Raw genomic sequence first — 12,266 nt, forward strand, 5'->3', positions numbered from 1 at the left:
TTTGTACTTTAGCCGCTGATGAAATCATCAGGTCATATATAGTCACTAGCCCTTTATATTATGCTTTTTTAATAGTTTATGTAGATACTTCACGGGTATCGCATAGGTAATGCCGCTCGGCTTACTGATCACGGTTTCTTTACTTTGCTGAACAAAAACTTTATTTATAATGCCAATAACCTCACCCGTTTTAACATCATACATAGCACTACCACTGTTGCCCGGATAAGCGGTTGCATCTAATTGATACACTAAATAAGGATCTCTTAAGCGCTTAAGCATAGCTATGCTTATTTGTCTTGCATCATCAACGGGTATAATAGTGGGTGTTACGGCAGCAATAATACCTCTGTGTGTTACAGGATAAAGCCCCAAAACGGCGCCAATTGGGAATCCAGTAAATGCGATAGCACTGCCTTCACGTCGAAAGTCATTGTTTGCTAATGATAATGCCGGTAACGCCTGCCCTTCAATTTTAAGGATAGCAAGATCATGATCCTCATCATGGGCAACCAATTTAGCTAATTTTACTTTCGCCGCTCGGCCCTTACCGGTAAATACGGCTAATTTTTGTAATAAATTATCATCTAACTCTTGCTCAATAACATGATGATTGGTCACGATATAAGTGCCATCACCAATAACAAAGCCCGTGCCATAAAGTTGATTTTTCGGCTGTCCTGTCGGCGTATAAACACCAATACCAACCACAGAAGGTTTAAGTAAACTCACCGTATCCGCGAAATCAGCACAGGCTATTGAACTGAATATCAGCCCAATAAAGATTAATAATGGTAATAATTTATTCATATTTTTACTCCTTTTAAAAATTTAAACTTTACCTGAACTTAGCACATTTTTTTGCTAGCGATTTTGTCATTTTTACCCATAATTAAATAATAGGATACAGCGAGGAGATATATGTGGCGAATATAGTGCCTATTTTAGCTGGCGGAGGAACACGCTTACCTGCTCATATCGGCGTTTTGCAAGCACTAAAAGATTTGCATATCGATTTTTCTCATCTTGTTGGCGTATCGGGAGGTAGCATAATTGCTAGCTTCTATGCTGCTGGATTATCGATAGCTGAAATGAAACATATTGCGATAACCACAGATTACAACCAATTTAAAGGTTTCTCATTAGTGTGCTTAATTCGTAATGGCGGTTTAAGTTCCGGTGACATTTTTGAACAATGGGTTGACCAACACTTAGCAGGTAAAAGGTTTATCGACCTAAATCGAAACTTACATATAGTAGCCACCGATGTTAAAACTGGCCGACCCGTTATTTTTAACCGAGCAAGAACACCTAATATGAAAGTTTCTTTGGCCGTGCGTTTTTCTATGTCGATTCCACTGGTTTTCAGCTTTAAACCCTTTGGTAAACATTTAATGGTTGATGGCAGTATTTTATCTGAAGATGCCTTACACCGAGATTGGGCTATGGACGGCACACCCGTATTGTGTTTTCGTCTGCGCGGTGAGCATGAGTATGACGAGCTCAAAACAAATGGGCTATTTCCTATCGTAAATTACGTGACGTTATTGATCAGAACCTTTATGACAACCATATCACGTGAGTATATTAATGACGCCTTTTGGCACAATACCATCATTATCAACACCGGCTTATGCTCAGCCGTTGATTTTGGCATGAGTGAAAAAGAAAAGTTTTCACTTTTTGATATTGGCTATGAAACTGCAATGCAAATTGTGCCTATTAAAAATAATCATGGCCGTTAAGTGCTTAAAAACAAAATTGTTAATAAATAATTAACAATTTTGTTTCATAATCATTACATAAAATGGTAAATTAATTATATAGCTATACTAAAAATAACATAATTATCGTCATGCATAACCGACTAAAAGTCAGGAACTAAAAGTAATGAATTGGAGCAAGAAGTTACTAAACGTGCCCGTGGTTGGAGCCATCACCAAACGCATTGCATCAATGAAAATCAATCATGATGCGATGAATATTGCTGAGCATTTCACCCAATTCTTGCAGCCAGAATTTGCCGATACTGATGAATTACGCGACGAAGTTTTCCGTATTCGTCACAATGTTTATTGCGAAGAATTGGCCTATGAAAAAGTAAAGTCCGAAGGCAAAGAGCAAGATGAATTTGACGCTCAATCCATCTTCGCGATGATCAAACATAAACCTTCTAATACCTATACTAGCTGTGTACGAGTAGTTAAATCAGCAAACGAAACTGAACTATTACCGATAGAAAAATACTGCCTAGATTCCATACAAAATAAGGAACTGCATCCAAGTAATTTTCCACGCCATGAAATAGCTGAAATATCACGACTTGCCGTAAAAGCGGAATTTAGACGTCGTAAAATAGATAAATTCAGAGGCTCCGCGCTTGGTGCTATTAATGAACCCACCTACTCAGAAACAGAACTACGTTGCTTTCCATTTATAGCCATTGGATTATATATGGCAGCAGCAGCAATGGGTATGGAAACAGGTGTTAAACATGTTTACGTCATGATGGAACCTAGGTTAGCACGTAGCATGAAGTTCGTTGGTATCAATTTTATTCAGCTTGGAGAAGCTATTGATTATCATGGTTTACGGGCGCCGTACTATATTAATGCAACCATATTTATGAAAAATTTGTCTCCTGGATTTAAATGTTTATATAAAGAGATAGAAAGAGAACTTGGTAAAAGTTTGAGTTTGAGTTTGAGTTTGAGTTTGAAATAATGATCTCCCATATTAATTCTATTACTAAGATCAACAACTGATACTAGCTTAATAAACCTAAATTTTAATATAAAAGGATCCTCATGTTTAACTATGAAGAAGCATTCTCTCGAAATATCGGTTGGGTGACCAAGGAAGAACAACAAAAACTTAGACACACCAAAGTTGCTATTGGAGGTTTAGGTGGTGTGGGTGGTGATCACGCCATAGTATTAGCTCGTTTAGGTATTGGAAATTTTCATATATCTGATCTTGATGATTATGATGTGGCAAACTTTAATCGCCAAGCCGGTGCTAACATGTCAACTTTGGGTCAAGCCAAGGCTGCAGTTATGGAAGATACCATTAGAGGTATCAATCCTGAAGCCAATATAAAAAACTTCAGCTCAGGCATTAATGAAGACAATATGGATGACTTCTTAGATGGTGTAGATATCTATGTAGATAGTCTTGATATTTTTGTGTTAGAGATCAGGCGCAAAGTATTCCGCCGTTGCTATGAAAAAGGAATTCCAACAATAACAGCAGCACCGATGGGCATGGGCGCCGCTTTTTTAGTGTTTATGCCCGGTAAAATGTCTTTTGATGAATACTTTGCCATTGTAGATCCTGCAGCAAATAGTAGTGAAGAAGAAAAAGCTCAAATTTTTAACGACAATATTATTCGCTTTGTTATCGGTGTTTCACCTTCGGTGCAACAGCGCCATTATTTAGTGGATAGATCATCAGTTAATTTTCTTAAAAAGAAAGTACCATCAACCTGTATGGGTATCTCGCTAGCTGCAGGCACACTCTGTACCAATGTATTAAAAATATTATTACAACGTGGTGACGTTATTCACGCGCCTCATGGCATGCATTTTGATGCATACCGAAACAACCTAATTAAAACCTGGCGCCCTTGGGGTAATAGAAACTGGCTACAGCGTTTTATGTTTTGGCGTGTTAAACAGTTACTTAAATAACTCATCATTGGCCGCTAAACATATTAATTCAATGGTCAAATAGGTCACACTAAATTCACTCCTGTTCTACTGCTTTTTTAATAGTAGAACACACAAAATCGACTTTTATATAAGGCTTATCAATTTAAAATGTTCCGTTATAAACTGATAAGCTTAAGTAATACCAAATTAATTAACTTGGTATTACAACAATCAACTAACTTCTAAACCCTCAAGCTGATTTACGGCATTAATACCGAGTATAATTTGATGTATACTCCTGTAAATTAGATAAAAAAATGCCACTCACCTTAAGTGAGCAGCATTATTTGATAGTATTTTTATTGCTTAATTATTTATTAAAACTTAATAACTAATTAGCTTTACGACGTGCTGCGCCAGCCATACCTAACAAACCTAAACCTAAAATAGCAATCGAAGTTGGCTCTGGCACTTGAAAATTTAGAGAGCCATTATGTGAACCAGAAACTGTAGCAACACCATTAACAAAATTTACCCCAGTAAGAGGTTGTGTATCTTGCGATGCAGCAAAGTAAACGTTATTGCCAGGTAGAGAAGCATACTCTTCAAATGTACCCAACTTAGTAACAAATACATCACCCGCATTTACGCCATTAACCGCGGCAGTATTACCAAAGTTAGTTAGCTTGCCACCTAGTACAGTAGCGTTACCGGTATCACCACCGCTGCTAACGTTTAAGTCAAATAAACGTACAAGGTCACCAACTGTTGACATACCATCTTGGTAATAATACATAGACACTGTACCTGACGTGTAATCAAAGCCAAATCCGTTCCAAGTACCTACAAGGTCTGTAAAGCCAAAAGTTAGAGCCCACTGTCCATTTAGAGCATTATTGCTTGGACCAAAGCTTCCGATTGCTGAGGGCTCAAAATTATTTATCAAATTAGAGCCTAAGTCATCGAAAGCTGTAAATGTATTATTTGAAACACCACCGGAAGATAAAATACTATCACCAGCACTTAGCACCTCGTCAGCTACGCCATAACTTCCAGCATCAGTAATAGTTGAAGTTGATTTGTACACTATTGATAGCTGATCTAACCAACCTGTGGTGGTGCTACCGGCAGCTGTGTTAGCATTACCACCAAAATTTTGACCTACATTAATATAAAATTGATCTGCGGCTGAAGTACCTGCAAAGGATAAAGCAACAAGTGTTGTTACTACTTTTGTTATATTGGTTACTACTTTTTTCATGTTAATCCCTTATTGTTTAATTACACCAAGATAGGTTTAATCACACCAAGATATGCAAAAGTTAAGCCACAACAGTTAACCGATTGATTTATTGAAATTAATTTAAATAAAGTTTATGAATTTTATCTCTAGTGTTAATAAATTCGACACTAGTTATTATTTAAAGCAAGCACAGAGAATCTTCTCTCTGTAAGTCTAACTAAATCTAACTAAAATTATTACTCACAGTTATTAAGTTTTCTTACTCAGCCTTTAAAAAATTGGCTTAGTTATCGAGATAAACTTCACTTTTTTGGTAATAAATAACCCACGAGCAAAAAGCTAAATTGGGTATTACACAAGTACGAGCATGAGCACAAGTACGAGCATGAGCACAAGAAATAGTATTACCACGCTATAACACGGTACTTAGATAGTATAAATAAGTAGTATGGATACATAAAAAAACCGCCTTACGGCGGTTTCATTAATTGCAGATTCAAATAATAATACGCAAAGTTATTTAGCTTTACGACGCCTAGCTCCTGCAAAACCCAGTAAACCTAAGCCTAAAATAGCTAGCGAAGTTGGCTCTGGCACTTGAGTAAAATTAACAGAACCATTATGTGTTGCCCCTGTCTCGGCTGAACCACCTGAGAATACAAGTGGGCCTACAGGTTGGGTATCTTGTGAAGCATTGAAGCTCACCGTTCTGTTATTTGGTGGTCCACTCAGATCGCCAAAAGAACCTAGCGCAAAATTAAATACATCTGCAGCATCAACCCCATTAACGGCAGATAGCGCTCCAAAATTACCTAACGTACCATTTAAAACTGTAGCAATACCCGTGTCACCGCCACTGCTCACATTGAGATCAAATAATCGAACAAGATCTGAAACAACACTCATTGAATTATCAAAATAATACATAGATAATGTACCACCACTATATACAAACGATGTACCATTCCAGCTTCCTACCAAATCATCGAAGCCAAAAGTTAGACCCCAAACAAGACTACCATTCAGATAACCATTATTACTTGGACCGTTTCCACCAATTTGTGCTGGTTCAAAGTTGTTAATTAAGTTACCTGTAAGACTGGCTTGTAATTGTGTGCCATCAAAATTATCGTTGTTAACACCACCTTTTGACAAGATTGTATCACCCGCGCTTAAAGAATTTGCCGCACCAGTACCGCCATCAGTGATAACAGAGGTACTTTCATATCTAACTGATAATTGGTCTAACCAACCTGTTGTCGTGTCGCCAGCAGCTGTATTGCTATTTCCGCCGTTATTAGTGCCAATATCTATATAAAATTCATCGGCGGCTACCGTTGCGGAAAGGCTCCCAGCTAGAGATAAAGCGATAAGCGTAGAAATTAGTTTTTTCATTTTTTCATTCCTTTTAGAAGTAAACTAATTTGCAAAAAAACTTGATATGCAAAATTAAATAGTAAAATTAAATAGTATTAAATAGTAAAATAACCTCACCAGATTATAAATTTGCATAAAATAAGCCAACATGATAATTGGCTGTTTTAATGGTAATTTTTCAACCACTAAAAAAATAGCTTTTGGTTTGTGTAAAAAAAGTTGACACTTCAAGTTAAGGACTTTAGTTAGATCTCCTCTTTTACCTGCACCAAGCGTTTCAAACTATCTGCCGACAATGTTGACCCATCAAGCCGTTGCAATAATTCTTTTGCGACTTGCTTTTGATTGTTTATCAGTAATGCTTGAATGTAATGTAATGTATAGTTACTGTTAGCTTGTTCTGCTTCATAAGATTTCTTTAAGTAGGTTAAAGCCTGCTCATTTTTCCCCGCAGCTAAAGAAACCACTCCAAAAGTATTTTGCACAATAACCTCATCTGGAGCCTCTTTTATCGCGAGTTTCGCCTGCTCTAACGCTTGTTTGGTGTCACCTTGTGCCAATAAGGCCCATGCTAAATTATTTGAAATTGCAAAATGATTATTGGTTCTCTTCAGTAATTGATTATAAATAACAATAGCGTTTTCCGGCTGCCCTTGTTTAGAATAGAGTTCGGCCTGCTTTAATAAAATAACCACAGGAATATCTGACTTAATACGATTAGAAACTTCATCAATGATCTTAATAGCCTGTGCTTCCTGTCCAAGGTTTTGCATAGACTGAACAATTTCAAGAATAATATCTTGAGAATTTACTTCTTTATATATTGGCTGTAAGAACTTTATCGCATCTTGATAATTTTGCTCCATAAATGCTACTTTGCCTTTTAAACGCTTAATTTTAAGCGTTACTTGTGGGCTGCTAGCTAAGCTTGCTAATATTTTCTTTGCTTCAGGCAATTTATTGTTAGCTAAATAAAACGCAACCAAGTCTGTTTGTGCAACAAAATCATTAGGCTGTAACTTTACGGCCTGTATTTGTGATTGCAGAGCATTAAATTTATCCCCCATTTCATTATAAATTAAGGCTTTGGCAAGATAAGCTCTGGGTTCTCTATCCTGAAACTGAATGTAGGCATCTACTTGATTGAGCGCTGACGCATAGTCTTTGTGGTACATGTAAATTTTTGCTAATAATAAATTCAAACGTAAATCAGTTGGGTGTTGTAGCAAAGCCTTCGCTAAAATATTTTCTGCCTCATTAAATTGCTGCTGAAATACAAAATATTCAGCTAAAGCTAGACTGGCTGTAGCATTACCCGCAGAATTAGTAATATTTGATTCAAAGAATAATTTAATTTCTGCTTGATAAGTACTGTTGGTGACATACTTTAATAAAGCGTTTATGGCATGAACCTGATCTGGGTCAATAATCAGAATTTCCTGATAATAACCAATAGCGGCCTCAAGGTTATTTTTTTGCTTCGCCAAATCAGCCAGTGAATATAATGCGCCCACTTGCTTATTGTTTAACTCCACCACCTTTTTAAGCTCTATTTCTGCTAGATCATATTTTTCTTGGCGTTTAAATATAGCCGCCATTAAGCCATAAGCCAGCTCTTCATTGCGTTTTTTAATACCATTGGTGATTTCAATCGCTTGTTCGTAATTTTTTTCATCGATCAGTTTCAGTACTTTCATAGCTGCTACTGTGTCTTCGTCAGGGTTCTTTTCAAATGCAGCCTCAAAAAAAGCACCTGCAGAATCATCGTTATTCAGTAATTTTTGTATACCCATTTGAAAATCTATAAAACCATCTTCAGGTGCTATAGTGGATGCTTTTGAGAGCAATCGTTCTGCAGTATCCACCCGCCCCAAATTAAATAGCTCTTGAGCAGATGAAGTTAATAATTCGACATCTAGTTCCTCTAATGGAGCGGCTGATAATGCCGCTATATTTTCATCAACATAACCCAATTGTAATCGAAGACTATTTAATAAGCGTTGTGCTGGATGTTTTAGTGATAATTGATCTTTAATTTTTACTAAATGAGAGTAAGCCAGTTCTGGTTCTTTGAGTTGGTATGCACTTATACCAGCAACCACTCTTGAAATGAGTAAATTATTATTTCTTCGTAAGGCTAATTCAGCAAAATGTTTGGCTTGTGCATAGTCTTTATCGACGAATCTGATCTGCGATTTTATTTCGTTACCTAGAGGCTGAGATGGTAGGTTTTTCAATATCACGTCGACTTGCTTTTCGGCCGCTTGATAATCTGAGGCTTTAGCTAATGATAATGCGAGCATTAATCTAGAATAAAGATCTTTTGGATGAACCGCTAAAAAGGCACCATACGCTTCTGCTGCTTTGCTCATCTCATCTTTAGCAAATAGAAATTGTGCCTTAGAAATAATAGCAATGTCTAGTACAGGAGGTGAAGATATCACTTCATCAATTAATTGCAGCGCATTGTCATAATCGTTGTTTAAACCCGTAGCCCAAGATTGGCTTACTTTTGTATACGGTGACTCAATATTATCTGAAATTATTTGTTCAAAAACAACTTTCGCAAAATTAACCTCACCATCACGAATATAAGAAAGACCTAAATATGTTCTTGGAATAATAAGAATATTGGCATCTGCCGATAAATTATTAGCTATTAATTCACTAATAGCGCTACTATTATTTAAGTGATAATACACCTGAGCTAATAAAGGTAAAACAACCATATTTTTATTACCTAGCTCCAAGACCCTATCAAGCTCTTTTTCAGCCAACAACCAAATGCCCTCTTGTAGATACGTAATACCTAATAATAGTCGAGCTTCAGAGTTTTTTGCGTCAAGTTTCAGCACATTTTTAAGGCTGATAATCGCTTCGTTATTCTTCCCTTCTTTTAGAGATGCCTTCGCGGCAGCAATATATTCTTCTGGTGTGTAATTGTTACCACAGCCTAGAAGTAACATTATTAATGTTAAAGCAACAATAACTTTTTGAGTGTTTTTCCCTAGTAGCATTATCCTATCCTTTTGTATTTAAATAACAATTATATATTTCGCTAGGTTTAATTTTTTATTTGAAAATAGAGGTTAATTCACTATTATTCAAATTTTAAATAAAATTAACTAATTAATTACTTTTCGCTAAAGTTATAAGTGAATTCTTTCTCTGCCTAGTGCCACTATTATTAGCTACCTTTTGTAATACATCCAATGCCTTTTGGCTTTTGTTAATACTGATTAATACCTCTGCATAATTAAGTGCGATACTGATATCTTGGCCATTACTTATTTTGTATGCTTTTGATGACGCCTTCCATGCACCCAAGCTATTCCCAGTCTTAAGTAAAACCATCCCTCTTGTATCTACAACATTTGGATTTTCAGGGGCAAGATCCATTGCTTTCTTAGAATGTAATAACGCTGTTTCTAATTCACCTTTTTCTATATTTAACCAAGCTAAGTTATTTAAGGCTATAATATTATTGGGCAGCCTAGTTAATATTTTTTCATAGTGACTAATCGCTTTATCTGGCTGGGTTTGTAAGTATAAATTAGCCAACTGTGTGCGCACTTTGTCATCTTTTTCATTACTGACAAGATGCGACTCTAGACTTGTAATTGCTGCATTGGCTTGATTATCACCCTGCAGTGAACTTGCCAAGAGGATAATATTTTGACTGGATGGAAAGTGGGTGTAATACGCTTTTAGCAGCGGTATTGCCTGTGCATAACTTTTCTCTAATAAATAAATTCTGCCTTGAAAACCTTGGCTAAGCTTTTTGTTCATTCCCTCACTTTCTAACTGGGTATAAAAGTCTTTAGCTTCGCGTAATAATTTTTCCTCAAGCAGCAATTGCATTTTCGCCATTTTAAGCATTTTATTATCTTTATGTGGCCCAGCAAGCGATTTGTTAATCAGCACGAGTGCCCTGTCTGCTTGCTGTTTGTTAACAAATTGCTTTACCAATAACAAAACTGGCTCTATATGGTAAGGATTTGTTTGAAGCCAATCCTCGAGTAGTCGTTGATAATTAATGTCATTATCCTGCTTTTTTTGTACAAAAAGCTTTAGCTGCCATAATTTTTTAGGTGACGTTATTGAGCTAGGATATGAAGCTAAAACTTGGTCAGCTGCCATAATGTTATCCCTATCTAATAACGCCTCGGTATAAAGTATTCCATAAGACAAGTCGGCTTTATTTGTTTCAAACAAGGTTTTAATTTTTGCAAACGCGGACTCATTCTTAAATAGCCCATAATGCTGTCTTAGAGTTTTAACATTTGCAGGAAAAGCGATTACCGCCATTTCAGACCAGCGTTTAGCCGCCTGATCATTATTTTGCCGCTGCGCTATTGAGGTTAGCTCAGTTAATGCGAATAAATTATTGGGTGCAATGGCTAGACTTTGTAACAGTGCTTCCTTAGCCTTTGTTAATTCTCCTTTTTTTAAATAGACACCCGCCAATACATTATAACTAACGGGGTTATCTGGATATTCATTTTTCCATTTCTGTGAAATATCCAATGCTTGGTCAAAATCGCCCGTCTGAATAGCCGCATATGCTAAGGCTAACTCAGCGGATAACATACCAGGTGATTGCGCAAGCGCAGCTTTTAAATTTTGTATACCTGAAGGATCATTTAGCACTAGCTTTAACATCCCCTCACGAATATTTTGCTCGGCATTGGTAACAGTGTCATCGGTTTCATGAGTGCTAACTTGACGCGCTAATGCTTTGGCATCTTGATAGGCACCTAATTCAGCTAACTGATAACTGAGTGAAGATAAGAATTTATCATCTTCTTTTGATACTGACGTAAAGCCACTCAATGTCTCACTTATTTCACCTACCAAACCCAATTGTAACTGACTAAGAGCAAAAATTTTACGCGCAGGATGCTCTGGCGTTAAATATTGCACTATTGAATTTAAATGATGATGACTTTGTTCAAAATCATCTAAAAAATATGAACTAACACCCGCTATAAGCTGTAAATAAGGTCGATTAAAATTACTGCGCAACGCGATTTCCGCATGATTTTTTGCACCTCGATAGGCTTTAATTTCAAATAGCGCTATGGCTTTAACATAATGTGCAAAGGGTTGATTAGGTAACTTCAACAAAATAATATCCGCATATTTTTCAGCTGCTGAAAACTTTTGCTCTTTAAGTAAAGAGTCAGCTAAAAACAATATCACCACACTCGATTTTGGCTGTACTTGAGCAAACTGCAAATAACTGCTACTGGCTCTAGCATGATCATTCATTGCCGTAGCTATTTGACCTTGTAACATTAAAGCATCGGGATTTTTTGGCTCAGCAGTTAACACCCGCAACACTTGAGTATTGGCTTTAATCACTTGTTTTTCTGCTAAATTTAAATAAGCCACCGCCATCATAGAATAGAGACTAACCGAGTCAAACGCATTCGCTTGTGCTGCTGCCTCCGTTGCAAGTGCGATGTTTTCAGTGCGAATGGCTGCTAAGGTTTTATAGGCTAAATAGCGAATTTTGATATCATCAGGTAACAGTTGTGCTTGTTCATTCAGAGCAAGAATATCAGTATCTGCATCTACCAAGATATATGCACGAGCCAAAAGCGGGAGTACCTTAACAGGACTATAGTTATATTCTTGCGCTTTTTCTAACTCTTTCACGGCATTTAAGCCACTGCCTTGTTGCAAATAAAGTTGACCTAATAAAAACCTAGCATTGGCATTATCAGGTGCTTTTTTTATCGCATTTTTTAACTCAATAATACTTTCATTAAATTTATTTTCATCGAAATAAGTTTTTGCTTTATTGAGATGAGTTAAAGCGGTTTCACTTTCGCTGCAACCTCCGATATTAATCAATACACTGCAACAAACTAAGACACTTAACCATTTCATTATTAAATCCCTTTATTAACTTAGATAGACTATATTTTACTTCATATAACATACTACTAATTTAACAAGCCGTTTACAATTATCAGAAAAATTAACCCGTA

8 protein-coding genes are annotated in these 12,266 nt (G+C 36.5%); 3 read left to right on the forward strand and 5 right to left on the reverse strand.

Annotated features, from left to right (window positions below; translation table 11 throughout):
* Positions 1 to 45: 45 nt before the first annotated feature.
* Positions 46 to 810, reverse strand: a complete 765-nt coding sequence (locus H4J61_RS16185) for a serine protease (protein WP_182186247.1) — start codon at positions 808 to 810, stop codon at positions 46 to 48.
* 113 nt (positions 811 to 923) lie between these two features.
* Here H4J61_RS16185 and H4J61_RS16190 point away from each other — a divergent pair, with 113 nt between their 5' ends.
* From H4J61_RS16190 to H4J61_RS16200, 3 genes are all read left to right on the forward strand, one after another.
* Positions 924 to 1,745 (forward strand): patatin-like phospholipase family protein, encoded by an 822-nt coding sequence (locus tag H4J61_RS16190; protein ID WP_182186249.1) that lies wholly within the window; start codon positions 924 to 926, stop codon positions 1,743 to 1,745.
* Between the two features lie 145 nt (positions 1,746 to 1,890).
* Positions 1,891 to 2,724 carry a PEP-CTERM/exosortase system-associated acyltransferase gene (locus H4J61_RS16195; protein WP_182186251.1) on the forward strand — a complete coding sequence of 278 codons (834 nt, stop codon included), beginning with the start codon at positions 1,891 to 1,893 and terminating at the stop codon, positions 2,722 to 2,724.
* A gap of 83 nt (positions 2,725 to 2,807) precedes the next feature.
* On the forward strand, positions 2,808 to 3,689 hold the full coding sequence (locus H4J61_RS16200; RefSeq protein WP_182186253.1) for a ThiF family adenylyltransferase: 882 nt from the start codon (positions 2,808 to 2,810) through the stop codon (positions 3,687 to 3,689).
* Between the two features lie 352 nt (positions 3,690 to 4,041).
* On the opposite strand, the gene H4J61_RS16205 is transcribed toward H4J61_RS16200, so the two are convergent.
* The 4 genes from H4J61_RS16205 to prsT (H4J61_RS16220) form a co-directional block, all read right to left on the reverse strand.
* Positions 4,042 to 4,911 (reverse strand): PEP-CTERM sorting domain-containing protein, encoded by an 870-nt coding sequence (locus H4J61_RS16205; RefSeq protein ID WP_182186255.1) that lies wholly within the window; start codon positions 4,909 to 4,911, stop codon positions 4,042 to 4,044.
* Between the two features lie 498 nt (positions 4,912 to 5,409).
* Complete coding sequence (locus H4J61_RS16210; RefSeq protein WP_182186258.1) at positions 5,410 to 6,288, reverse strand: PEP-CTERM sorting domain-containing protein; 879 nt, start codon at positions 6,286 to 6,288, stop codon at positions 5,410 to 5,412.
* 227 nt (positions 6,289 to 6,515) lie between these two features.
* Complete coding sequence (gene prsT / locus H4J61_RS16215) at positions 6,516 to 9,287, reverse strand: XrtA/PEP-CTERM system TPR-repeat protein PrsT (protein WP_182186260.1); 2,772 nt, start codon at positions 9,285 to 9,287, stop codon at positions 6,516 to 6,518.
* Positions 9,288 to 9,399: 112 nt separating this feature from the next.
* A complete protein-coding gene (gene prsT / locus H4J61_RS16220; protein ID WP_182186263.1) occupies positions 9,400 to 12,165 on the reverse strand; it encodes an XrtA/PEP-CTERM system TPR-repeat protein PrsT in 2,766 nt (921 codons plus the stop codon).
* Between the last annotated feature and the right edge of the window lie 101 nt (positions 12,166 to 12,266).

This window comes from Colwellia sp. MB3u-4 (assembly GCF_014077065.1).
In the GTDB taxonomy this organism is placed as follows: Bacteria; Pseudomonadota; Gammaproteobacteria; order Enterobacterales; family Alteromonadaceae; genus Cognaticolwellia.